This is a genomic window from Domibacillus antri (assembly GCF_001936625.1).
GTDB classification, from domain to species: domain Bacteria; phylum Bacillota; class Bacilli; order Bacillales; family Domibacillaceae; genus Domibacillus; species Domibacillus antri.
The window spans coordinates 34533-60012 of the sequence record NZ_MSDU01000021.1 but is presented as its reverse complement, the minus strand read 5'-3'; the positions used below and the strand labels follow the sequence as shown (position 1 = coordinate 60012).

Here is a 25480-nt window from a genome sequence, read left to right as displayed (position 1 = left end):
TCAGGGGTCTGGACACCGTTCACCTCGATTTCGGCCTCGCCGCCATGGCCCACAATTTCCTGCAACCGGCGCAGGTGACCCGCCAGTTGCAGGGGCAAAACGGCGGCAAATGAAAAAATCCGGCGGGTCCTTTTCAAGAACCCGCCGGATTTTCTTCATTAAGAGGCTTTTGAGACAGCCCCTTTTTTGCTTCATTCTTCTGTTTCTTCCTCAGAATCGAGCGCTTCTTCATCTTCTTTTTCCACTTTTGCCACGGTAGCAACCGTTTCATTATCACCGAGGCGAATAAGCTTAACTCCCTGCGTATTGCGTCCGGTAATGGAAATGCTGCCAATATCCATCCGGATCAGGACGCCACCCATTGTAATTAACATGAGGTCCTCTTCGCCAGTGACAGTTTTTACCGCAATCATTGTTCCATTCTTTTCCGTAATGTTGCATGTTATGAGGCCTTTACCCCCACGTGTTTGAATACGGTATTCGGACTCCGGCGTTAATTTCCCATAACCATTTTCTGTGACGATTAAAATATAATCGTTTTCTTTAACAAGTTCCATTCCTACCGCATAATCATCTTCCGACAGTGTAATGCCTTTTACACCTGTTGAAGTTCGGCCCATGGAACGGACGTTATCTTCAGGGAAGCGGATGAGCATCCCTTGTTTTGTTCCAATCACAATATGCTGCTGTCCATCTGTCAATTTAACAGATATGAGTTCGTCTTCTTCACGAATATTGAGTGCAATTAAGCCGTTCGTACGAATATTGGCATAATCCATAAGCGGTGTGCGCTTCACAATGCCTTGTTTTGTTGCGAAGAATAAAAATGCATCTTCAGTAAATTCTTCAACGAAGAGCATGGAATTTACCCACTCATCCTGTTCAACACCAAGCAGGTTAACAAGCGGAATGCCTTTAGCAGTACGGCTGAATTCCGGAATTTGATACCCTTTTAGGCGATACACTTTCCCTTTGTTTGTGAAAAAGAGAATCGTATCATGCGTGGATGTTGTAAGCAGCTGCTCCACAAAGTCATTTTCATTCGTGCCCATGCCTTGAATGCCGCGTCCTCCGCGTCTTTGACTGCGATATGTCGATACAGGGAGGCGTTTAATATATCCTTTATGTGTGAGCGTTACGATGATTTTTTCAACCGGGATCAAATCTTCGTCCATTAAATCTCCAGGAGCACCGTCTGTAATTTCTGTGCGGCGCTTATCATTGAACCTCTCTTTAATTTCAGTCAATTCTTCGCGGATGATTTCAAGAATTTTTTCTTCGTCTGCTAAAATGGCTTTTAATTCGGCAATTACCGCAAGCAGATTCTGATATTCTTCTTCGATTTTTTCGCGTTCCAGTCCTGTTAAACGCTGAAGACGCATATCCAAAATCGCCTGAGCCTGCTTTTCAGATAAACCGAACTGTTCCATCAACCCCTCGCGTGCAATATCCGTTGTTTGAGAACCCCGGATCAAGGCGATGATGCGGTCGATATGATCAAGCGCAATACGAAGTCCTTCTAAAATGTGTGCACGCGCTTCCGCTTTATTTAAGTCAAACTGCGTGCGGCGGCGAATAATTTCCTGCTGGTGAGCAAGATAATGCGTTAAGCATTCTTTTAAGCTGAGTACTTTCGGATGCCCGTCGACAAGCGCCAGCATATTAATGCCAAAGCTTGTTTGCATCGCCGTATATTTATACAAATTATTTAATACAACACTGGCATTTGCGTCACGGCGGATTTCCATCACAATCCGCATGCCTTCCCGGTCTGATTCATCGCGAAGATCGGTGATGCCATCAATTTTTTTATCACGGACAAGTTCCGCAATCCGTTCAATTAATTTCGCTTTATTCACTTGATACGGGATTTCTGTAACGATGATCGTTTCTTTCCCATTTGCTTTTTCTTCAATTTCTGTGCGTGCACGCAATGTAATAGATCCGCGTCCTGTCTCATATGCACGGCGAATCCCGCTTCGTCCCATTAAAATACCGGCAGTCGGGAAATCAGGTCCCGGTATGTACTCCATTAAATCAAGCACAGACAAATCCGGATTTTTACTTACAGCTAGGAGTCCATCAATGACTTCTCCAAGCTGATGAGGCGGAATATTCGTCGCCATGCCGACAGCAATACCGGATGCTCCGTTGACAAGCAGGTTTGGAAAGCGCGCCGGCAATACGACCGGTTCCCGTTCAGAGCCATCATAGTTGTCTTTATAGTCAATCGTATCTTTATTCAAGTCGCGTGTTATTTCCATTGCAATTTTTGACATACGGGCTTCTGTATACCGCATTGCGGCCGCAGCATCGCCGTCGACCGAACCGAAATTGCCGTGGCCGTCAACAAGCATGTAGCGATAGTTGAAGTCCTGCGCCATCCGTACCATCGTTTCATACACAGCAGAGTCACCGTGCGGGTGATACTTACCAATAACGTCACCGACGATCCGTGCAGACTTTTTATAGGCTTTGTCCGCTGTCATGCCAAGGTCATTCATTGCATAAAGAATACGCCGATGAACCGGCTTTAAGCCATCACGCACGTCCGGAAGTGCACGGGAAACGATAACGCTCATCGCATAATCTAGAAATGATGAACGCATTTCCTGGCTTATATTAATCTCTTTCACGTTGGAGCTTGGCGTATCAGCCATGAAAAAATCCTCCCTTTTAAAAAAGTGGGAGCGCCCGCATTCACGGGCGCCATTTCAGTTTATATATCGAGATTTTTAACGTAGCTTGCATTATCTTCAATAAATTTACGGCGCGGTTCCACCTTATCGCCCATTAAAATTTCAAAGGTTTCATCCGCTTCCATTGCATCTTTCAATGTCACCTGCAAAAGGGTACGCGTGGAAGGGTCCATTGTCGTTTCCCACAGCTGTGCAGGATTCATCTCACCCAAACCTTTATAACGCTGCAATGCCGGCTTTGCGTTTCCAGGGAGCGCAGCCATAATTTCATTTAACTCATGATCATTATATGCATAGCTAATTTGCTTCCCTTGCTGCACTTTATATAATGGCGGCTGGGCAATATACACATAGCCTGCTTCAACGAGCGGTCGCATATAGCGGAAAAAGAACGTTAACAAAAGGGTGCGGATATGCGCGCCGTCAACATCGGCATCGGTCATGATGACCAATTTGTGATAACGTGCTTTTGAAAGATCAAAATCTTCGCTGATTCCTGTACCGAGTGCAGTAATCATCGCGCGCACTTCGTTATTCGATAAAATTTTATCCAACCGCGCTTTTTCAACGTTCAAAATTTTCCCGCGCAGCGGAAGGATCGCCTGGAAGTGCCGGTCGCGGCCCTGCTTTGCTGATCCGCCGGCAGAATCTCCTTCGACGATGTACAGTTCGCTGATTTTCGGGTCGCGCGATGAACAGTCCGCGAGTTTCCCCGGCAGGCTTGAGACCTCAAGTGCACTCTTGCGGCGTGTCAGTTCGCGTGCTTTTTTAGCAGCTAGGCGGGCCCGGGCTGCCATCATCCCTTTTTCGACAATTTTTCGCGCTATTGTTGGATTTTCAAGCAAAAATGTTTCAAAGCGGCCGGCAAAAACGGAGTCTGTTACCGTGCGTGCTTCGGAGTTTCCAAGCTTTGTTTTTGTCTGTCCTTCAAACTGCGGATCCGGATGCTTCACTGAAATAATGGCGGTCAATCCTTCACGTACATCTTCACCGGACAAATTTGTATCAATCTCTTTCACAAGTCCATTTTTACGGGCATAGTCATTAATGACACGCGTCAATGCCGTTTTAAAGCCGGATTCATGTGTTCCGCCTTCATGCGTGCTGATGTTGTTCGCAAATGAATAAATATTGCCGACATAGCCATCGTTGTATTGCAGGGCTACTTCAACATGAATGCCTTCTCGCTCACCTTCCATGAAGATGGCTTCTTCATGCAGCACTTCTTTTGTGCGGTTCAAATGTTCCACATATGATTTAATTCCGCCTTCATAGTGGTATTCGTTTTGTTTTCCTTCACCGCGCTTATCTTCCAGCGTAATTTTAATTCCGCGGTTTAAGAAAGCAAGCTCACGCAGGCGCTGCGCCAGTGTATCGTAATCGTATACAAGCGTTTCCGTGAAAATTTCTCCATCCGGGCAGAAATGAATATGTGTACCCGTAATATCCGTCTCACCGACTATTTTTAAATCTTCCTGGGGAACACCGCGTTTAAAAGACTGATAATGAATTTTCCCATCGCGGTGTACATATACTTCAAGCATCGTTGAGAGCGCATTTACAACGGAAGCGCCAACGCCATGAAGACCGCCGGATACTTTATAGCCGCCGCCGCCAAATTTACCTCCGGCGTGAAGAACAGTCAAAATGACTTCAACAGCAGGGCGGCCCATTTTTTCATGAATGCCGACCGGGATACCGCGTCCATTATCTTTAACGGTAATGCTGTTATCTTCTTCAATGATGACGTTGATTTCTGTACAAAAGCCGGCAAGCGCCTCATCAATACTGTTATCGACAATTTCCCAAACGAGGTGATGAAGACCTCTTGCGCTCGTCGAACCGATATACATACCGGGACGTTTTCGGACAGCCTCAAGTCCTTCAAGCACCTGTATTTGATTTTCATCATAGGAAGGTGTCGTATTTTGTTGTTCCATTGTCAAATCCAGTCACCTTCTCTTTCGGTAAAATGATATTACTTTATTTGTTGAATAGCTCCGCTTGTTACACTGTAAGCGGAAGCAGCATTTAATGTGTCGTGTTCAATGCCATCCGTGTTCGTTGTGGTCACAAACGTCTGCACTTTCCCATGAATCGTATTCAGTAAATGGGATTGACGGTAATCATCCAGTTCGGATAAAACATCATCAAGAAGTAAAATCGGGTATTCCCCGATTTCAGATTGAATCAATTCAATCTCCGCAAGTTTTACCGCCAGCGCTGTCGTCCGCTGCTGCCCCTGCGATCCGAATGTTTGAATGTTTTTGCCGTTTACATAAAAAAGAAGATCGTCACGATGCGGTCCTGTCAGTGTAACACCGCGGTCCACTTCTCTTGTCCGGCCTTTTTGAAACGATTCGGTCAAAATAGACCGAATCTGCTCTTCACTGTGTTCCTCACGAATACCTGCGGCAGGTTCATATAAAATATTAAGTGATTCAATGCCTCTGGAGATCCCTGAATGCAGCGGTCCTGCCCATCTTTGAAGCATTCGGATAAATTCAAACCGCTTTATCATCACTTTCACAGCCAGATCAATCAACTGTTCTGTCAGTACATCAAGCATGGTGTAGTCTGATGCACGTTTCGTCTGCAGCTGCTTTAAATAATGGTTCCGCTGCTGCAACACTTTATGATAAAGACTTAAATCGTGTAAATAAACAGGCGATACCTGTCCAATTTCCATGTCAATAAAACGCCTTCTAACCTGTGGGCTTCCTTTGACAAGCGTCAAATCTTCCGGCGCAAACATGACCACGTTCATATTGCCGATGTATCGGCTCAGACGCGTTTGCTCAAGATGATTGACCTTCGCTTTTTTTCCTTTTTTGGAAATCAGCAGTTCAAGCGGGAGTGACTGATGCTTTTTTTGCACTCGCCCTTTTATTTTAGCATATTCCGCTTCCCAGCGAATTAAATCTTTATCATTTGATGTCCGGTGCGATTTGGCCATCGCCAGCACGTAAATGGATTCAATGATATTTGTTTTTCCCTGCGCATTTTCACCGATGACGACATTGACGGTATTGTCGAATTGAACAAGAAGAGATTCGTAATTGCGATAATTTTCAAGGGCCATTTGTTCAATGTGCATATAATCAAAACACCTTTCGCGGGCAGTTAATCGCTCTCTTCCTCTGATCCGAATCCAACTTCATATATACCATCACCTGGAATTTCCACTTCATCGCCTTCATACAGTTTCCGTCCTCTGCGATTATCTTTTTCGCCATTTACATATACATCGTGCTCGCTTAAAAACCATTTAGCCATGCCGCCCGTCTGAATAACGCCGGCAAGTTTTAAAAATTGACCGAGCGTGATGAATTCTTCATCGTTCCCTGTTTTTTGAGTCGTCATATAGTCGTTTCCTCCGTTAAAAAACCTAATACTTTATTTTACTAAATAATTGGCTTGAATACAAAAAAAGCGGAGCTGTTACGCCCCGCTTTTCGCATGGGTGGATCAATATGTGCGGACAGGTAAAATTAATTGCAAGGTTGAGTCATCATGAAGCGGGCGAATAACGAACGGACGCATCGCACCTGTAAACTGTATATCAATTTCTGCCCCTTCAATGGCTTTGAGTGCATCCATCATATATTTCGCGCTGAACGAGATTTTCAGTTCCTCCCCTTCTGCTGAAATGCTGTTAACCTGCTCGGTTACTTTTCCGATCTCAGGAGAGTTGGATGAAATTTCAATCGTACCGGAATCCCCGCTGCTCATTTTCACTACATTGTTTCGGCCTTCACGGGCTAAAAGTGAAGCGCGGTCAACCGCCTGCAAATATTCTTTCGTGTTCAGTTCAATTTTCGTTTTGTAATCATCCGGAATAAGACGGCTCGTATCCGGATAATTCCCTTCAAGCAGACGTGAGAAAAATAACACATGTTTTGAACGGAAAAGAACCTGGTTTTCCGTCATGACAATTTCCACCGGTTCATTCGAGTCATCTAAAATTTTACTAAGCTCGGTCAAGCTTTTCCCTGGAATGACCACATTATATTCGCCGTCCGGGAGCCCTTCCGCTGTTGTTTTTCGCAAAGCAAGGCGGTGGCTGTCTGTTGCTGTACAAATAAGTGTTCCTTGTTCGATTTTCCAGTTGACGCCAGTTAAAATGGGACGGGTTTCAGATGTTGATACGGCAAATACAGTTTGCCGTATTAATGTTTTAACAAGATCAGCAGGCAATTTGAACACATTTTCATCATCGATTTGCGGCAAATGAGGATATTCATCTGCATCTTGCCCATTCAAGCTGAATTCCGCATGTCCTGAACGAATCATTGTTTGAAACGATGATGATGTTTCAAATTCAATAGTAGAGGCCGGCAGCTTACGGACAATTTCATTAAAAAAACGGGCATTCAAGACAACTCCGCCTGTTTTTTCAATCACCGCAACCGGTGTTTCCCCTTCTTCTTTCGGTATAAATGATTCGATCGAAATATCAGAGTCGCTTCCCGTCAATGTAATGCCATCATCTGATGCGTGAATTTTAATACCGGTCAAAATAGGAATTGTCGTTCTGGAACTTACTGCTTTTAAAACATCTTGTACACTTCCGACAAGCCGGTCTTTTTGAATGGAAAATTTCATACTGTGTCCCTCCGTTATTATATTAGAATAGCAACCTCCTTAAAGGTTGGTTCTGTATTTTTATATTAAAAAAATAATAGTCGTAGTAGTAGGGCTTGTTGATTTGTGGATAAGTGCAAAAAAACGAAATAAATACAGTCTATCCACATGTGGACAGACTGTTGATACTCGCCCTGGTTTATTCACAAGCTATTAAGCTTTTAAAATGGTGATAATTTCTTTCACTTTTTGTTGAACAGCAGGATCTGTGTCCAGCAGCTTTGATATTTTTTCGTGCGCGTGGATGACCGTTGTATGATCACGCCCGCCAAACTCCTCCCCGATTTTGGGAAGTGAAAAATCCGTCAGTTCACGGGATAAATACATGGCAACCTGACGCGGAAATGCAACTGATTTTGTCCGTTTTTTCGCTTTGAAATCTTCGAGGCGGATATCATATTGCTCACCAACGACCCGTTGAATATCCGGAATCGTAATGACTTTTGGCCGTGCCCCTGGAATAATGTCTTTCAGCGCGTCTGCAGCCACGTTTGCGTTCACTTCCTTGTTAATTAAAGAAGAATAGGCAACAACACGGATGAGCGCTCCTTCTAACTCACGGATGTTTGTGTCGATTTGATTGGCGATGTACAGCATGACTTCATTTGGCACGTCCAAATTTTCAGCCCGGGCTTTTTTGCGCAGGATTGCAATTCTTGTTTCCAGATCCGGTGGTGTAATATCGGTAATCAATCCCCACTCGAACCGTGAACGGAGCCGGTCTTCAAGCGTCGGGATTTCTTTTGGAGGCCGGTCACTGGATATGATGATTTGTTTGCTTTCCTCGTGCAGCGTATTAAATGTATGAAAGAACTCTTCCTGTGTTTGTTCTTTGCCCGCCAAAAATTGAATATCATCAATGAGCAGAACGTCCACATTACGGTATTTGTTCCGAAACTCCACCGCTTTATTATCACGGATGGAGTTAATAAACTCGTTCGTGAATTTTTCCGACGACAAATAAACCACTTTTGCTCCTGGATTGTGTTCAAGAACGTAATGTCCGATCGCGTGCATTAAATGTGTTTTTCCGAGACCCACGCCCCCATAGATAAAAAGTGGATTATACGCTTTTGCGGGAGCTTCTGCCACAGCAAGTGAAGCCGCGTGGGCAAAACGGTTGCCCGAACCGATTACAAATGTGTCAAACGTGTATTTTGGATTCAGCATGCTTTGAATGGTATCCTGTCCGTTCGTTTTTTGATTGGCCGCCTCTTGTTCTTGCTGGTGTTTTGGAGGTACGTATGTCTCGAAATCATGGACGTCCGGAGAAATAAAGTAAACATCCAGCTTTTCTCCGGTTAAATCATTAATAATTTCCGACATAAGGTGCGTGTAGTGCCCTTCAAGCCAATCGCGGTTAAAAAAGTTGGGGGCAGCAACAACAATTGCGTCTCCATGAAGAGAATGAGCCTTCGTTGATTTTACCCACGTATCATAACTCGGTTTGCTTATTCTTGTTTGAATATTCTCAAGAACCTTGTTCCAGAGATCATCAATGTTTTCCATATGGCACCTTCTTTCTTGCTCCAGGCATACTATGTTCAATGTTTGTACAACATAAACAAGGGGAGAATTTATAATTATGCATGACAATGATTGTGAATAAATATATAATAAGATGAAAGTAGTTTTTCGACAATTTCTACAGTGTGTGGACAAAAATAAAAACAGTCTGTTTATAGCTTTTCCACAAACTATCCACAGTTGTGGATAGTTTTTTTCTGGAAATGAGTTATCCAGAGTGAAAACAAAATAATAATAGCAGAAATATAGAGCAGTTGCAATGGTTGAAATCAATTATCCACAGGGTAAAAACCAATGTTTGAAACGTTGTCCACAGTGTGAGGACTTGTGAAGAACAAGAGTAAGAGGTTGTGGATAATCAAAAAGTGCCGTCGAATGCTGTCCACAATGTGTATTTGTTCAACAAATTATGTGTTGTGTATAAATAAATTCCGCTGAGAAAAGACAGTAAAATAAAGTCGATCCAATCCGTTTTTAAAATGCAGTTGACAGGATTGACACTCGTCTTTATAATTAACAAAGACTGTTTTGAAAATATGAATTTGAAAACCTCAGGGAGGTGTTTTAATATGAAAAGAACGTATCAGCCTAATAAACGTAAAAGAAGCAAAGTTCATGGTTTCCGTGCACGTATGAGTTCTAAAAACGGCCGCCGTGTTTTAGCAAGCCGCCGTGCAAAAGGCAGAAAAGTATTATCTGCATAAGACCACTGACCATTTCAGTGGTCTTTTTTTCTAAAGATCGCTGTGCGAATGAAAGAACCAGCAGGTGTCATGATGAAAAAATCATTCCGAATTAAAAAAAATGACGATTTTCAAACGGTTTTCAGTAAAGGGAAATCGTTCGCGAATCGGCAGTTTGTTGTTTATATGTATAAAAAAGAACAAAATGTACCGTTCCGGATCGGCTTGTCGGTCAGTAAAAAAATCGGCAATGCTGTTGTGCGCAACCGAATAAAGCGATACATAAGACAGTGCTTTATAGAATTAAAGATGGATGTTTGTCCCGGCTATGATTTCATTATCATTGCAAGAAAGCCGGCCGCGGATATGTCATGTACGGAAGTGAAAGGCAGTCTTATGCATGTGCTGAAGCTGGCGAGGGCGCTGCAGGGAAAACAATCGAATAAACCAAATAAAGAGTAAGCAAATGATAGGGGGCGTAATAGTTTGAATAAAAGAACGCTTTCATTTCTGATTCTGGCTCTTTTTTCTGTATTGCTTGCCGGCTGTACAGAAGTCAATCAGGAAATTACAGCAGATAGTGAAGGGTTTTGGAATGAATATGTCATTTACCCGCTTTCGCAATTTATTACAGCTACATCCAATTTAGTAGGCGGCTATGGCCTGGGGATCGTTGTGGTGACGATTATTATCCGAATTATCATATTGCCGCTTATGATTAAACAGACAAAAAGTGCAAAAGCGATGCAGCTGCTGCAGCCTGAAATTAAAAAAATTCAGGAAAAATATAAATCAAAAGATGCACAGACACAGCAAAAATTACAGCAGGAAACGATGGCACTTTTTCAAAAGCATGGTGTAAACCCGCTTGCCGGCTGTTTCCCGATTTTAGTTCAAATGCCGATCATCATCGGTCTTTATCAGGCAATTATGCGTACGGAAGAAATTAAACACCATACATTTTTATGGTTTGATCTTGGTTCACCGGATATTATTTTGTCGGTTCTTGCCGGTGTGTTTACATTCTTCCAGCAAAAATTGATGATGGCCGGAACAGTCAATCAAAATCCGCAGATGGCGATGATGCTTTGGCTTATGCCGGTTATGATTATTGTCTTCGGGATTACACTCCCGGCGGCGCTATCGCTATATTGGGTTGTCGGCAGTATTTTTATGATTGTCCAGACACTCATTATTAATGGACCGAACAAAGCACAGGATCCATCTATTATGTAAAAATAAAAGGACATTGTCTCTTCAGACAATGTCTTTTTATTTATTAAAAAAAGGAAATTAAAACCTTTTTTAAAATAAAAGTTATTATGGAGTTATCAACATGTGGAGAATTCATTATCTTTTTTTCATTGACGGGCTGTGGTATCCTATTTATTTAGGGAATGAAAAAGAAGCCATTGGCTGCTATAGATAAAATGAAAATGCGAAAGAGGTGGAAAAGATGGAATTTGACACAATTGCCGCGATTTCAACACCGCCTGGTGAAGGAGCGATTGCGATCGTCCGGTTAAGTGGTGATGAAGCTATTTCCATTGCGGATAAAGTATTCCGCGCGCCGGGGAGCAAAACGTTATCCACAGTACCGAGTCATACGATACATTACGGGCACTTAATAGATCCATCCACAGGACGTACGGCGGAAGAAGTAATGGTGTCTTTAATGAAGGGACCGAAAACCTTCACGCGGGAAGACGTCGTGGAAATTAACTGCCACGGAGGAATAACGGCGGTTAATCGTGTTTTGCAGATTGTTTTAAATGAAGGAGCGCGTCTTGCAGAACCGGGAGAATTCACGAAGCGTGCTTTTTTAAACGGCCGAATTGACCTGTCACAGGCAGAAGCAGTCATGGATTTAATTCGCGCCAAAACGGATAAAGCGATGAACGTCGCTTTGAATCAAGTGGAAGGCCGTCTGTCAAAGCTTATTCAAAAACTGCGCCAGGAAATTTTAGAAACGCTTGCCCACGTGGAAGTGAATATTGACTATCCGGAATATGACGATGTGGAAGAAATGACGCATCGCGTATTACTTGAAAAATCACAATTTGTGCAGTCTGAAATTGACCGGCTGCTCCGGACAGCGGAACAAGGGAAAATTTTGCGTGAAGGATTATCCACTGTCATTGTCGGCCGGCCGAACGTCGGAAAATCATCGCTCCTAAATGCACTCGTTCAGGAAAATAAAGCAATTGTTACGGATATTCCCGGAACGACGCGTGATGTCATTGAAGAATATGTGAATGTACGCGGTGTTCCGCTTCGTCTTGTCGATACAGCGGGTATTCGCGAAACGGAGGATATTGTTGAACGGATCGGTGTCGAACGGTCAAGAAAAGTACTGAAGGAAGCCGATTTAATACTACTTGTGTTAAACTATTCGGATGAACTGTCGCAGGAAGATGAAAACTTGTTTGAGGCCGTTGATGGTATGGATGTTATTGTTATTGTGAATAAAACAGATCTTCCGCCGAAAATAAATATGGAGCGCGTGCGGGAATTGGCCAAAGACAACAGGCTTGTGACAACATCGCTTCTGGAAGAGCAGGGAATTGATGAACTGGAAGAAGCGGTTGCGTCGCTCTTTTTCTCAGGAGCAGTCGGCGCTCAGGATATGACATACGTCTCTAACTCCCGGCATATTGCGCTTTTAAATCAGGCAAATCGATCCATTACCGATGCGATTAACGGCGTAGAGTCCGGTGTACCGATTGATATTGTCCAAATTGATTTGACGAGAACGTGGGAATTACTCGGTGAAATAATCGGAGAAAGCGTTCATGAAAGTTTGATTGATCAGCTGTTTTCACAATTTTGCCTAGGGAAATAATCATTAGAAAGGAAAACGAAGCATGAATTATTATGAAGCAGGCGAATTTGATGTTGTCGTCATTGGAGCAGGGCACGCGGGCGTAGAAGCAGGTCTTGCTTCCGCCCGGGTTGGTGCTAAAACGTTAATGATTACGATTAACCTCGACATGATTGCCTACATGCCATGCAACCCGTCAGTGGGCGGACCGGCAAAAGGAATTGTTGTGCGGGAAATTGACGCGCTTGGCGGCGAGATGGCGAAAAATATAGATAAAACACACATTCAAATGAGAATGTTGAATACAAGAAAAGGGCCGGCTGTCCGCGCGCTGCGTGCGCAGGCCGATAAAGTCTTGTATCAGCAGGAAATGAAGAAAACGATTGAAAATGAACCGAACTTGACACTCATTCAAGGGATGGCGGAACGATTAATTATTGAAGACGGTGAATGCCGCGGAATCATTACACAAACAGGTGCCATGTATCGCTCAAAAGCAGTTGTTATTACGAGCGGAACGTTTTTACGCGGGGAAATTATTCTCGGTGATTTGAAATATTCAAGCGGCCCGAATAACCAGCAGCCGTCTCTAAAGTTATCCGAACACCTCGAAGAACTCGGCCTGGAACTTGTCCGCTTCAAAACAGGTACACCACCGCGCGTGAACAGCCGGACAATTGACTATTCAAAAACGGAAATTCAACCGGGTGATGATGTGCCGCGTGCGTTCAGTTACGAAACGAAGGAATATATTACGGATCAGCTTCCATGCTGGCTCACGTACACGAATGAAGAAACGCATCATATCATTGGCGAAAATCTGCATCGTTCTCCGATGTATTCTGGCGTCATTAAAGGGCGTGGCCCGCGCTACTGTCCGTCAATTGAAGACAAAGTCGTCCGTTTCAACGACAAACCGCGACATCAAATTTTTCTTGAGCCGGAGGGCCGTAATACAGAAGAAGTATATGTGCAGGGATTTTCGACAAGCTTGCCGGAAGACGTGCAGTACCGCATGCTCCGGACTATTCCGGGTCTTGAAAAAGCTCAGCTGATGCGAGCAGGTTATGCAATTGAGTACGATGCAGTGGTGCCGACGCAACTGTGGCCGACTCTGGAAACAAAAAGAGTAAAAAACTTATACACAGCGGGACAAATTAATGGTACATCCGGTTACGAGGAAGCGGCCGGACAAGGACTCATGGCCGGAATTAATGCAGCTTGCCGTGTTCTCGGCAAAGAAGAAGTTGTCTTAAGCCGCTCAGATGCCTATATCGGCGTTATGATCGATGACCTTGTCACAAAAGGAACAAGTGAGCCGTATCGACTGTTAACATCACGGGCGGAATACCGTTTATTGCTCCGTCATGACAATGCGGATCTTCGTTTAACCGAAATCGGCTATAAACTTGGTATGATTTCAGAAGAACGCTATGCTGCCTTTACAGCGAAAAAAGCGGCGATTGCCGAGGAAATAGACCGGTTAAAATCAACGATTATTAAACCGGATGAAAAAACGCAGGCTATTATTCGTGAAGCAGGCGGAAGTGAGTTGAAAGACGGTATTCGCGGTGCGGATTTACTCCGCCGTCCGGAAATGACATATGAAGCGATCAAACAGCTTATACCGGCGGATCGTCAGTTGGACGAAGAAGTGGAAGAGCAGGTAGAAATTCAGAGTAAATATGAAGGCTATATTGAAAAATCGCTTCAGCAGGTAGAACGAATGAAAAAGATGGAAAACAAAAAAATTCCGGCTGACATTGATTATGATGCGATCAGCGGCATTGCCAACGAAGCACGGACAAACTTGAAAGAAGTACGGCCGCTCTCGATTGCGCAGGCGTCACGTATTTCCGGGGTCAATCCGGCTGATATTTCCATTTTACTGATCTATATCGAGCAGGGCCGTGTTGCGCGGACCGGCAGCGAATAAGGAAGGTCTCTCAATGAAAATCGATCAATTTCAAATGGCTCTTGCTGAAAAAGGCATTGTGCTTTCAGATAAGCAAATGAATCAATTTCACCGCTATTATGAGCTGCTCGTTGAATGGAATGAAAAAATGAACTTAACGGCCATTACCAAACAGGAAGATGTGTACGTTAAACATTTTTTTGACTCGCTGACAGCGGCCATGTATACCGATTTAACGAAGCCATTCCGTATTTGTGATGTCGGAGCGGGGGCAGGGTTTCCAAGTATTCCACTAAAAATCGCGTTTCCGCAGCTCGACGTGACAATTATTGATTCATTAAATAAACGAATTACATTTCTGAACCATCTTGCGTCTGAATTGAAGCTGGAAAATGTTCATTTTGTACATGGAAGAGCAGAAGAAATGGGCCGGAAACCGGAACATCGCGAGCAGTATGATATTGTGACTGCCCGTGCCGTTGCCCGCATGTCCGTACTTTCAGAGCTATGCCTGCCTTTTGCCAAAACGGGCGGTATTTTCGTCGCAATGAAAGCAGCGAGCGCAGCCGATGAAATGGCAGCAGCGGCGAAAGCTATTCACGTGCTGGGCGGAAAAACAGAAAATGTTTTTTCGTTCCGTCTTCCTGTGGAAGAAAGTGAACGGACCATTATCGTGATCCGCAAAGAAAAAGATACACCGAAAAAATACCCGCGCAAGCCGGGAACACCAAATAAAACACCAATTGAATAATGATAGCAGGAACAGGGCGCCTCATGGCGAATAGTAACAGGTGGAGAAAAGAGAAGGTGGTGTAGTCATGAAGCGTCCTTTTTCCCGTTTATTTGGAGGGAAAAGTGAACAGTCATCCGATGTCGCAATCATGCTGCCGGCAGACGAAGTAAAAGAAATTTCCGTTCAATGCATTCAGCCAAATCGATTTCAGCCGCGCATTGTCTTTCAAGAAGAAAAAATTCAAGAGCTGGCGTCAACGATTGCTGTACACGGCATTATTCAGCCGATTGTCGTAAGAGAGATAGAAGAGGACCGTTATGAAATCATTGCCGGTGAAAGACGGTACAGAGCGGCACTAAGCCTCGGACATACGGCTGTTCCGGTCATCATCCGTTCGTTTACCGATGAACAGACAGCGTCCGCCGCTTTAATTGAAAATGTACAGCGGGAAGAATTATCGCCGGTTGAAGAAGCAGCCGCGTACAAAAGACTGCTCGATTTACATGAGATGACACAGCAGTCACTCGCTGTCATGGTCGGAAAAAGCCAGTCGTTTATTGCGAATAAACTTCGCCTTTTAAAACTGCCGGAAGATGTGCAGCAAGCTGTGGCGGAAAAGCACATTACAGAACGGCATGCACGTGCTCTTCTGCCGCTGAAAAAGCCGCAGCTGCAAAGTGAGCTGCTTCAAATTATGCTGGCAAAACAGTTGAATGTAAAACAGACAGAAGACCGGGTTATAAAAATGCTTGAAAAAGAGCAGCCAAAGCCGCGTAAAAAAGCGGTCAGCCGGGACATTCGCATCGCGGTAAATACGATTCGGCAGTCATTGTCACTTGTTCAGGAAAGCGGTATTCAAGTGGAGCAGTCAGAGGAAGAAAGTGACGATTTCTATCGGATTACGATTCAAATACCGAAAAAACCGAAACAATGACGACTGAAAAGCCGTTTTTACTCAATTGAGTTAAAAAACGGCTTTTTTGCATGGAAAAAAGCAAAAAATCGTTTATTTTGTTAAAATAAGAGACAGACAACACGGACAGAAGAAAGCAGGTGTCTTCCATTGGGGAAAGTAATTACGATTGCCAATCAAAAAGGCGGTGTAGGAAAAACGACCACATCCGTTAATCTAGGGGCTTCTCTCGCCTCGCTTCAAAAAAAAGTACTGCTTCTTGATATTGATCCACAAGGTAATGCAACAAGCGGGGCCGGCATTGAAAAAAGCACGGTGGAACAATGCATCTATGATGTCCTTGTGGATGACGTAGAGCTTGTAGATGTCATTAAACCGACAGCTGCGGAATGCATGTATGCAGCCCCCGCCACGATTGCACTGGCGGGAGCGGAAATTGAGCTTGTATCTGCCATTTCACGCGAACTGCGGCTTAAAAAAGCATTGGAGCCGCTCAGGGAAAGCTTTGATTATATTATCATTGATTGTCCCCCTTCACTTGGACTGTTAACGGTTAATGCATTAACAGCAGCCGATTCTGTTTTAATTCCGGTGCAGTGTGAGTATTATGCACTCGAAGGACTCAATCAATTGTTAAATACAGTGCGCCTCGTTCAAACGCATTTAAATAAAGATTTATATATAGAAGGTGTACTGCTTACAATGTTTGACGCTCGGACCAATTTGAGTATTCAAGTGGTGGAAGAAGTGAAAAAATATTTTCATGATAAAGTGTATCAAACCGTTATTCCGCGCAATGTGCGTTTAAGTGAAGCGCCAAGCCATGGGAAACCGGTAATGCTTTACGATGCCCGTTCACGCGGTGCAGAAGTGTATCTTGACTTTGCGAAAGAGGTGGCAGCACATGGCTAAAGGACTTGGCAAAGGCCTTGATGCGCTTTTTAAGGATTTAAGACCTGAAAATAATAGTACTGTTGAAGACATATCCGTAAAAGAAATACGTCCAAACCCGCATCAGCCGCGAAAGATTTTTAACGAGGAAGCGATTGATGAATTAAAGCAGTCGATTGAATCACACGGCATTTTGCAGCCAATCGTGCTTCGCAAAAGTATTAAAGGCTATGAAATTGTTGCTGGAGAGCGCCGCTTTCGTGCTGCACAAGCAGCCGGATTGAAAGAAGTGCCGGCTATCGTAAAAGAGTTGACAGAAGAGCAGATGATGGAACTTGCGCTTCTCGAAAACCTGCAGCGTGAAGATTTAACGGTGATGGAAGAAGCGGCTGCCTATCAGCTCATCATGGATAAACTAAAGATTACACAGGCAGAGCTCGCCGCCCGGATCGGAAAAAGCCGTCCGCATATCGCCAACTATGTCCGTCTGCTTGGACTTCCGGCAGAAATCCAAACCTTTATCGCCGAAGAAAAACTGTCAATGGGACACGCCCGTGCGCTGCTCGGCTTGAAACATAAGAAACAGCAAAATGAAGCGGCGATAAAAGCGGTGGCGGAAGGATGGACGGTTCGCCAGATGGAAGTCTGGATCCGCAAATTAAATGACAATGTTTCACGTGAAACAAAACCGGTAAAAAAAGATGTATTTATCATAGATCGAGAGGAAGCACTGCGCGCAAAGTTCGGTACCTCCGTTCAAATCCGCCAATCGAAAAACGGCAAAAAAGGGAAAATTGAGATTGAATATATGTCAGCTGACGATTTAAACCGGATTTTGGAAATGCTCGATCAAGAATAGCAGAGGGTATTAGGATGTTTTTAATCGGTTCACTCGTAAATGGGCTGGCGATTGCGGCTGGCGCTTTGCTTGGAAAGATGCTGACCCGCATCCCGGAAGGAATCAAAGGGACAGTTATGCATGCCATTGGACTTGCCGTCAGCGTTCTCGGGCTGCAGATGGCGTTAAAAAGCGAGAATTTTTTGCTTGTGATTATCAGTCTTGTAACGGGTGCACTTGCCGGTGAACTGCTGAGACTGGACGAGCGTTTAAACAGCCTGGGAGAGTGGCTGGAACGAAAGGTTGGCTCAAGCGGCACCGGAAGCATTTCGCAAGGATTTGTGACTGCGACGTTAATTTTTGTCATTGGGGCGATGGGTGTGATCGGTGCACTGGACAGCGGCATTCGAGGTAATCACGAAGTTTTATTTACAAAATCGCTGATCGATGGAATTACGGCTCTTATTTTAACCACAACACTCGGTATAGGTGTTTTATTTTCCGCGGTGCCTGTATTTCTGTATCAAGGAACCATTGCGCTGCTTGCCACACAGATTGACCGATTTGTGCCGCAGGCGTGGATGGATGCTTTTATTTTGGAAATGACGGCAGCGGGAGGAATCATGATTTTGGCCATCGGGCTGAATCTACTCGGAATGACAAACATCCGCGTGGCAAATTTGCTGCCGGCTATTGTATCCGTTGGCATCCTTGTTTCGTTTTAAAAAACCGCTCTACTGTAAATGAAGCTGGTTTCCTGTTAAAATGAGGACGTTTCATGAAACAGTAAGGAGGGCTTCTTTTGGAAGAACAATCATTATCGACGTACCAGCGCGCCCTTGAAAAACTGTGGGCAAGATTTACAAATGAAGAGACGTGGCTTGCATTTGGGGAAGGCACTATTAAAATTATTTTGACCATTTTTGCTGCTATGCTCATTGTGAAAGTAGGCAAACTGGCGATTCGCAACTTTTTCGCGATTCGCTCAAAAGCACCGCTTACCTTTTCAGAGCGGCGTGAAAATACACTGTTAAAATTAATTGAAAATGTGCTGGCATACGTTGTGTACTTTATTGCACTCGTCAATGTTTTGGCTGTTTTGTCATTTGATGTAAAAGGGCTGATTGCCGGTGCCGGTGTCCTTGGTCTTGCCATTGGTTTTGGTGCGCAAAACCTTGTTCGTGATGTCATCACCGGGTTTTTCATTATTTTTGAAGATCAATTTTCCGTCGGTGATTTTGTCCGGATCGGCCAATTTGAAGGAACGGTGGAAGAAATCGGACTCCGTACAACAAAAATTAAACAGTGGACCGGTGAACTGCATATTTTACCAAATGGAAGCATTGTGGAAGTGACTAATTTTTCTCTTCATAACAGTGTTGCAGTCGTCGACGTCGGCATCGCTTATGAGGAAAATATTTCTGAAGCGGAACGGATTATTAATGAATTGCTTGAAACACTTCAGGATAAGTATCCTGAAATTGTGGCAACGCCGAAGCTGCTGGGCATTCAAATGCTGGCGGCATCGGATGTGACGCTGCGTATTACAGCAGAAACGACACCGATGAATCATTGGTATATCGCGCGGATGATGAGAAAAGAAATTAAAGAATGCCTGGATGAACATGGTATTGAAATTCCGTATCCGCGTATGGTGATGTATTCAAAAACAGAAGAACTCGGAGCAGAAAAGCGGAAAGATGGGGGAACAGCATGATGGAAGAAAAACAATTTGAGTTAAATGATGTTGTTGAAATGAAAAAACCCCACCCATGCGGCACGAATCGCTGGAAAATCATCCGGCTTGGCATGGACATTCGAATTAAGTGCGAAGGCTGCGGCCACAGCGTTATGCTGCCGCGCCGTGAATTTGCGAAAAAAATGAAGAAAGTACTGACAGAGAGCGGCGAATAAGCCGTTCTTTTTTCATTGTGAAATTGCCTTTTTGTTCTTCAGTCCATATAATGGGGAAAGGTTTAGAAAACAATGTACGTTTGAGAGAAAACAAGGAGTGAATAAATATGGCATTAACAGCAGGCATTGTTGGACTTCCGAATGTCGGAAAATCCACATTATTTAACGCGATTACAAAAGCGGGAGCGGAATCGGCAAACTATCCGTTCTGTACCATTGACCCGAACGTGGGTATCGTTGAAGTGCCGGATGAGCGTCTTGCGAAATTAACGGAAATGGTCACACCGAAGAAAACGATTCCGACGGCGTTTGAATTTACCGATATTGCGGGTATCGTAAAAGGCGCCAGTAAAGGGGAAGGTCTTGGAAACAAGTTTTTGTCCCACATTCGTGAAGTAGATGCGATCTGCCAGGTTGTCCGCTGCTTTGACGATGAAAACATTACACATGTATCCGGGAAAGTCGATCCGATTGATGACATCGAAGTCATTAACCTTGAACTGATTCTTGCGGACCTTGAATCTGTGGACAAACGTCTTGCGCGTGTGGCGAAACTTGCGAAGCAAAAAGACAAAGACGCGGTGGCGGAACATGATGTGCTTGTGATTGTAAAAGAAGCGCTGGAAGCGGACAAGCCGGCCCGCTCGATTGAATTTTCAGATGAGCAGCAAAAAATCGTGAAGCAATGGCACTTATTAACAGCGAAGCCGATGCTGTATGTCGCCAATGTAAGCGAAGAGGAAATTTCTGATCCGTCGGGCAATGAGCATGTTCAAAAAGTACGGGATTATGCAGCTGGGGAAGGATCGGAAGTGATCGTCATCTGCGCGAAAGTGGAAGAAGAAATTGCGGAACTTGATGACGATGAAAAAGCGATGTTTTTAGAAGAGCTTGGCATCGAACAATCCGGCCTTGATCAATTGATTAAAGCGGCGTATTCATTGCTCGGCCTTGCGACTTACTTTACGGCAGGCGTTCAGGAAGTGCGTGCGTGGACATTCCGCCAAGGCATGAAAGCACCCCAATGCGCCGGCATTATTCACTCGGACTTTGAACGCGGCTTTATCCGCGCCGAAACGGTTTCCTATGATGACCTTGTGGCAAACGGCTCAATGACCGCAGCAAAAGAAGCGGGTAAAGTGCGCCTGGAAGGGAAAGAATACGTGATGAAAGATGGCGACGTTGTCCATTTCCGGTTTAATGTATAATTGATCATAAAAGGGACAGCCGAATAAAGAAAAGTCTCTTTCTTCCGGTGCGTCAGACAGAAAATGCTGCGTAATATAAAAACGAAGCGGCGCGATTTAACTATTATTAGGCAGTATGACGCCGTTTTGATGCGAAAATCAAGGAGAGGCTGTCCTGCATGTCATCACTGACTGGCTTGCGGGACAGTTTCTTTTTTCGTCATGGAGGTGATTCTTTGAAAGACATAAGCTCCGGCTCGCTGCTCGCTGCTTTTTTATTTATGACGGTGCCGCTCTGGCTTTCGTATAAACAGCAGCTCGGCATTTCAAAAGACATCGTTATTGCGTCCATCCGGGCGTTCGTTCAATTAATGGGCATCGGCTATCTTATTACACTTGTGTTTTCAATAAAATCACCAGTCGTCTTTACGCTGCTCATTTTGTTAATGATTATCATTGCAGCCAGGACCTGTGCAAGGCGAGGCGGTGTGTTTCATCACTCGTTCAGGATTGCTTTTTTTGCAATTATCACAGCAGAAATAGTGTCTGTCATCATCTGGATATTGTTCGATATTGTGAGTTATGAAGCGCAATATATTCTGCCTATGAGCGGGATGATTATCGGCAGCTCAATGGTCGCAGTCAGCTTAACGTTTGACCGGTTGAAGAGAGAATTTGATTCAACAAAAGAGATGATTATGGGGAAACTTGCGCTCGGTGCAACAAACCGGCAGGCATCACAGGACTTGATTGAAGCAGAAGTTAAAGCGTCGCTTATTCCGAATGTGGGAGCAATGAAAGTAATCGGCCTTGTTCAATTGCCGGGTATGATGACCGGGGCGATCATAGCCGGCGCTTCCCCGGTCATTGCTGTGAAATATCAGCTTGTTATCTTATTAACGATATTCGGCAATGCGGCCATTACCTCCATTATGGTCAGCTTTTTAACGTATCCAGCTTTTTTTTAAACAGCGTATGTTTTAATACTTGTATAAAACAAACTTATGTTCTGTATCGAAAATACCTCTAAAATTGCTGTCATGAGTACGTTCCAGTGAGCCGGATTGTTAAACAATGTTGCGCTGTTGAGAGATTCATGTTATAATTTCAACTTGTGAGTAATGAAAACTTACTCCTTGCCCTTTGGGAATCGAAGGGCCGCATAGTCCACGAGGAGGTGAACGAAGATGAGAAAGTACGAATTCATGTACATTATCCGCCCGAACATTGAAGATGAGGCGAAAAAAGCACTAGTTGAGCGTTTTGACGGTATCCTTACTTCAAACGGCGCGGAGATCATCGAGTCAAAAGATTGGGGTAAACGCCGTTTAGCGTACGAAATCAATGATTTCCGTGAAGGCTTCTACCAGCTTATTCATGCTAAAGCTGAAAACGCAGCTGCAGTTAATGAGTTTGACCGTCTTGCGAAAATCAGCGATGACATTATCCGTCATATCGTTGTTAAAGAAGAAGAGAAATAATCGTAACGTAATAAATACACATCTTTTTCAACATGTTTCCTGACAAAATATGTTAAAAGAAAAGGAGTTGATTCTGATGATAAACCGGGTGGTTTTAGTCGGTCGTTTAACGAAAGATCCAGAACTTCGCTATACGCCAAATGGAGTTGCGGTTGCGACATTTACGCTTGCGGTCAACCGCACGTACACAAACCAGCAGGGTGACCGGGAAGCGGATTTCATTAACTGCGTCATCTGGCGACGTCCAGCTGAAAACGTTGCAAACTTCTTGAAAAAAGGAAGTCTTGCCGGCGTTGAAGGGCGTATCCAGACACGTAATTATGAAGGCCAGGATGGAAAGCGCGTTTACGTGACAGAAGTTCAGGCAGATAGTGTCCAATTTCTTGAACCACGCTCAGGCAGCGGGGGCGGAAGCTACAGCGATGCACCTCAGCAGCAGGGCGGCGCTTACTTTGGCGGACAACAGCGGAATAACAATCAGGACTTTCCGTTTGGCCAGCAACAGCAGAATCAACAGCGCGGCAATAATGATGCCGGTTATTCTAAAATGAACGAAGATCCGTTTGCAGATAACGGTCAGCCGATCGATATTTCAGACGACGATCTTCCATTCTAATAATTTAAGAGGGAGGGAAACTCATGGCAGGACGCAGAGGTGGACGTAAGCGTAAAAAGGTTTGTTATTTCACATCTAACGGTATTACACATATCGACTACAAAGATGTTGATTTGCTTAAAAAGTTCGTATCTGAACGTGGAAAAATTCTTCCACGCCGCGTAACTGGAACAAGCGCTAAATACCAACGCCGTTTGACAATCGCAATCAAACGTGCGCGTCAAGTAGCACTTCTTCCATTCGTTGGAGAAGAAAGATAAGAATTAAAACAGGCGCAATGCTGATTCATTCAGCGTTGCGCTTTTTTGTGTCTAAAAAAATAGAAACACCCCATTTTGATACAGAATACAGCTGAAATTGTAGTGCTTTTTTTGAAACAATCATCATAATGTCCCATAGGTATAGACGGAAGAACGGGTTCTACTTGCTGAAGGCCGAATTCATAGAAAATCCGGCTATTGAAATGAAGAAAGAGATGTTTAAATGAATTTCTGTGACACCCCTATTTTACAAAAAATTTACAATGGCTCAACAATATATTAGGTATATAACACTATAATGGAAGGCGGAGATAGGGAGAAAGGTGTAGGTATACAAATGAAATCCATTCGTATGAAATTGATTGTTCCGATTACGATCGTGCTGATTTGTGCGTTTGCCTTTATTATTTTTTTTACGGGCTGGAAAACGGAACAAAAAATAGCCGAAGATGCCACGGCACAAACACAGGGATTCGTAAAAGAGCTGAATAATTCAGCAGCAGTCTTTTTGCAAAAATATGAAGAAAGCGTTCAATTGCTCTCGGAATCCAATCAAGTCATTCAATATGCCAATACATATCGTTCTACCACTCAGCCTAATAATGAAGCGGAAAGACAGGTTCAATCAGTGTTTAACCGCTATACGGAAATATATAAAGATGCGCTGAGCGTTTATTATGCATCTGAAAACGGTGTCTTTAAAATGACACCGGCAACCGCACTGTCTGCTGATTTTAATCCGGTGGAAGAGGCATGGTACAAAGAGGCTGCTGAATCAAAAGATCCGGTGTGGAGCGAGCCGTACGAAAGCGAGTCAGGGGATTATGTCATTACGGTTTCTAAAGCGATTATGAGCGGTGAAGATGTACTAGGGGTCATCGGAACGGATATTAATTTAACAAGCATGACCAATCGGATGAATGAACTGAATATTGGCTACAACGGTTATCCGGTCATTTTATCAAACGAAGGAAAAGCGATTATCCACCCGACAGAAAAAGGACAGGATGTGTCAAAAGATCCGGTGATGGCAGCTATTATTAAAGGCGATCAAAACGGTGTTATTGAAACGGACAGCGGGTTAGTCGTGTATGATACCGTCGGCAAAACAGGCTGGAAAATTGGCGCTGTTTATGAAAAACAGCATTTATTCGACGTGTCGAATGAAATGAAGAAACTCCTTGCGATTACTGCCTTTTCGGTTTTATTATTAGTTATTTTCGTCATTTCAATGTTATCTTCTAACATTACGAAGCCGATCAAAAAACTGAATGAGTCTGTACGGCGTGTGGCAGAGGGGGATCTGCAGACATCCGTTCGTACAACAGGAAAAGATGAAGTGGCGCAACTTGGAAATAATTTTAACGGCATGGTGGGAAAAATGCGTGGCATTGTGGAAGTAACCAATGATGCGGCAGCCAATGTGCGTGAAGCGATCCATCATTTAAATGCGGCTGTGCAGGAAATTAATGAATCGGGTACAATGGCCTTTTCAGCACTTGAGGAATTAACAGACGGGACGGAACGAGCGGCGCACGGGTCAAAAAAAGCAGCTGACCGTTCCAGTGAACTCGGTCATTTAATCAGTTCGATTTCAGAGGAAGCATCCGCTATGTCTGAACTCGCACAGCAGGCGGCAGAAGCGGCTGGAAAAGGAACAGCGCATGTTACGGCTGTCGCGTCTTCGATGGATGCATCAGCTGGACGGATGGATGCGGCCATGACAGCGATCCGCACACTGGCTGAAGACATTACCCGCATTGAAAGCATTGTCCATGTCATTGAAGATATTTCCGCGCAGACGAATTTGCTTGCATTAAATGCCTCGATTGAAGCGGCACGTGCCGGCGAGCATGGAAAAGGGTTTGCGGTTGTCGCACAGGAAGTGAGAAAGCTGGCCGAACAGACGAATACAGCCGCTGGAGAAATTCATAAAAAGATTGCGGCTGTCCAAAACGGTTCTGAACATGCCATCGATACAATGGGGCAGGCGGGTGATCATATCATGACACAGACAGACGCAGTGCGCGAAACGGAAAGTGTCTTTGCGAATCAAGGTGAATTGATGAATAAAATGGAAGAAGCCATTTCAGAAATGGCTGACAGTATCCGGACAGCCAATCATGAAAAAGATATCGTTGTGCAAACTGTCGGCCATTTAGCAGAAGAAGCCCGCTTTTCCGCTGCATCCTGTGAAGAAGTGCAGGATCGGACAAAAAACCAGCTTACAGCGATTGAGGGAGTTGCGGCGGCATCTGAGCAGCTTGCTTCATTAAATGAGGAGTTGATTACGGCAATCCGGCAATTCCACATATAAAACCATGAATGGAAACAGTCCGATCTTTTGTTCGGGCTGTT

The 25480-nt window shown here is 44.2% G+C and carries 24 protein-coding genes; 18 read left to right on the top strand and 6 right to left on the bottom strand.

Features of this window, described 5'->3' with window-relative positions; genetic code table 11:
- Positions 1–191: 191 nt before the first annotated feature.
- From gyrA to dnaA, 6 genes are all read right to left on the bottom strand, one after another.
- On the bottom strand, positions 192–2660 hold the full coding sequence (gyrA, locus tag BTO30_RS10380; RefSeq protein WP_075398655.1) for a DNA gyrase subunit A: 2469 nt from the start codon (positions 2658–2660) through the stop codon (positions 192–194).
- 59 nt (positions 2661–2719) lie between these two features.
- Positions 2720–4639: a DNA topoisomerase (ATP-hydrolyzing) subunit B gene (gene gyrB / locus BTO30_RS10375; RefSeq protein ID WP_075398660.1), complete on the bottom strand. Its 1920-nt coding sequence runs from the start codon at positions 4637–4639 to the stop codon at positions 2720–2722.
- Between the two features lie 38 nt (positions 4640–4677).
- Positions 4678–5796: a DNA replication/repair protein RecF gene (gene recF / locus BTO30_RS10370; protein WP_075398654.1), complete on the bottom strand. Its 1119-nt coding sequence runs from the start codon at positions 5794–5796 to the stop codon at positions 4678–4680.
- A 26-nt stretch (positions 5797–5822) separates the two neighbouring features.
- On the bottom strand, positions 5823–6062 hold the full coding sequence (yaaA, locus tag BTO30_RS10365) for a S4 domain-containing protein YaaA (protein ID WP_075398653.1): 240 nt from the start codon (positions 6060–6062) through the stop codon (positions 5823–5825).
- A 105-nt stretch (positions 6063–6167) separates the two neighbouring features.
- Entirely contained in the window at positions 6168–7304 is a 1137-nt protein-coding gene (gene dnaN, locus BTO30_RS10360; RefSeq protein WP_075398652.1) for a DNA polymerase III subunit beta, read from the bottom strand.
- Positions 7305–7496: 192 nt separating this feature from the next.
- Complete coding sequence (gene dnaA, locus BTO30_RS10355) at positions 7497–8852, bottom strand: chromosomal replication initiator protein DnaA (protein ID WP_211272835.1); 1356 nt, start codon at positions 8850–8852, stop codon at positions 7497–7499.
- A 587-nt stretch (positions 8853–9439) separates the two neighbouring features.
- Here dnaA and rpmH point away from each other — a divergent pair.
- The 18 genes from rpmH (at position 9440) to BTO30_RS10265 (ending at position 25439) form a co-directional block, all read left to right on the top strand.
- Complete coding sequence (gene rpmH / locus BTO30_RS10350) at positions 9440–9574, top strand: 50S ribosomal protein L34 (RefSeq protein WP_046180646.1); 135 nt, start codon at positions 9440–9442, stop codon at positions 9572–9574.
- 72 nt (positions 9575–9646) lie between these two features.
- Positions 9647–10015, top strand: a complete 369-nt coding sequence (rnpA, locus tag BTO30_RS10345; RefSeq protein ID WP_075398650.1) for a ribonuclease P protein component — start codon at positions 9647–9649, stop codon at positions 10013–10015.
- Between the two features lie 24 nt (positions 10016–10039).
- Complete coding sequence (spoIIIJ, locus tag BTO30_RS10340; RefSeq protein ID WP_075398649.1) at positions 10040–10789, top strand: YidC family membrane integrase SpoIIIJ; 750 nt, start codon at positions 10040–10042, stop codon at positions 10787–10789.
- Positions 10790–11009: 220 nt separating this feature from the next.
- A complete protein-coding gene (gene mnmE / locus BTO30_RS10335) occupies positions 11010–12395 on the top strand; it encodes a tRNA uridine-5-carboxymethylaminomethyl(34) synthesis GTPase MnmE (RefSeq protein ID WP_075398648.1) in 1386 nt (461 codons plus the stop codon).
- A 22-nt stretch (positions 12396–12417) separates the two neighbouring features.
- The gene (gene mnmG / locus BTO30_RS10330; protein ID WP_075398647.1) at positions 12418–14310 is read left to right on the top strand and encodes a tRNA uridine-5-carboxymethylaminomethyl(34) synthesis enzyme MnmG; all 1893 of its coding nucleotides are present in this window, start codon (positions 12418–12420) and stop codon (positions 14308–14310) included.
- A 13-nt stretch (positions 14311–14323) separates the two neighbouring features.
- Entirely contained in the window at positions 14324–15040 is a 717-nt protein-coding gene (gene rsmG, locus BTO30_RS10325) for a 16S rRNA (guanine(527)-N(7))-methyltransferase RsmG (protein ID WP_075398646.1), read from the top strand.
- 67 nt (positions 15041–15107) lie between these two features.
- On the top strand, positions 15108–15956 hold the full coding sequence (gene noc, locus BTO30_RS10320) for a nucleoid occlusion protein (protein ID WP_075398645.1): 849 nt from the start codon (positions 15108–15110) through the stop codon (positions 15954–15956).
- A gap of 129 nt (positions 15957–16085) precedes the next feature.
- Positions 16086–16847, top strand: a complete 762-nt coding sequence (locus BTO30_RS10315) for a ParA family protein (RefSeq protein ID WP_075398644.1) — start codon at positions 16086–16088, stop codon at positions 16845–16847.
- Positions 16840–17685: a ParB/RepB/Spo0J family partition protein gene (locus BTO30_RS10310; RefSeq protein WP_075398643.1), complete on the top strand. Its 846-nt coding sequence runs from the start codon at positions 16840–16842 to the stop codon at positions 17683–17685. The genes BTO30_RS10315 and BTO30_RS10310 overlap by 8 nt, the downstream gene beginning before the upstream one ends.
- 14 nt (positions 17686–17699) lie before the next feature.
- Complete coding sequence (locus tag BTO30_RS10305; protein ID WP_075398642.1) at positions 17700–18389, top strand: DUF554 domain-containing protein; 690 nt, start codon at positions 17700–17702, stop codon at positions 18387–18389.
- 77 nt (positions 18390–18466) lie between these two features.
- Positions 18467–19381 (top strand): mechanosensitive ion channel family protein, encoded by a 915-nt coding sequence (locus BTO30_RS10300; protein ID WP_075398641.1) that lies wholly within the window; start codon positions 18467–18469, stop codon positions 19379–19381.
- Positions 19381–19578, top strand: coding sequence for a DUF951 domain-containing protein (locus tag BTO30_RS10295; protein WP_075398659.1), 198 nt, complete (start codon positions 19381–19383; stop codon positions 19576–19578). The genes BTO30_RS10300 and BTO30_RS10295 overlap by 1 nt, the downstream gene beginning before the upstream one ends.
- A 107-nt stretch (positions 19579–19685) precedes the next feature.
- Positions 19686–20786 carry a redox-regulated ATPase YchF gene (ychF, locus tag BTO30_RS10290; RefSeq protein ID WP_075398640.1) on the top strand — a complete coding sequence of 367 codons (1101 nt, stop codon included), beginning with the start codon at positions 19686–19688 and terminating at the stop codon, positions 20784–20786.
- A 215-nt stretch (positions 20787–21001) separates the two neighbouring features.
- Entirely contained in the window at positions 21002–21733 is a 732-nt protein-coding gene (locus BTO30_RS10285) for an ABC transporter permease (RefSeq protein WP_158023586.1), read from the top strand.
- 219 nt (positions 21734–21952) lie between these two features.
- Positions 21953–22246, top strand: a complete 294-nt coding sequence (rpsF, locus tag BTO30_RS10280) for a 30S ribosomal protein S6 (protein ID WP_075398639.1) — start codon at positions 21953–21955, stop codon at positions 22244–22246.
- Positions 22247–22322: 76 nt separating this feature from the next.
- Positions 22323–22862, top strand: coding sequence for a single-stranded DNA-binding protein (ssb, locus tag BTO30_RS10275; RefSeq protein WP_075398638.1), 540 nt, complete (start codon positions 22323–22325; stop codon positions 22860–22862).
- A 23-nt stretch (positions 22863–22885) separates the two neighbouring features.
- Positions 22886–23122, top strand: coding sequence for a 30S ribosomal protein S18 (gene rpsR, locus BTO30_RS10270; protein WP_046176393.1), 237 nt, complete (start codon positions 22886–22888; stop codon positions 23120–23122).
- A gap of 337 nt (positions 23123–23459) precedes the next feature.
- Positions 23460–25439 (top strand): methyl-accepting chemotaxis protein, encoded by a 1980-nt coding sequence (locus BTO30_RS10265; protein ID WP_075398637.1) that lies wholly within the window; start codon positions 23460–23462, stop codon positions 25437–25439.
- The last annotated feature ends 41 nt before the right edge of the window (positions 25440–25480 follow it).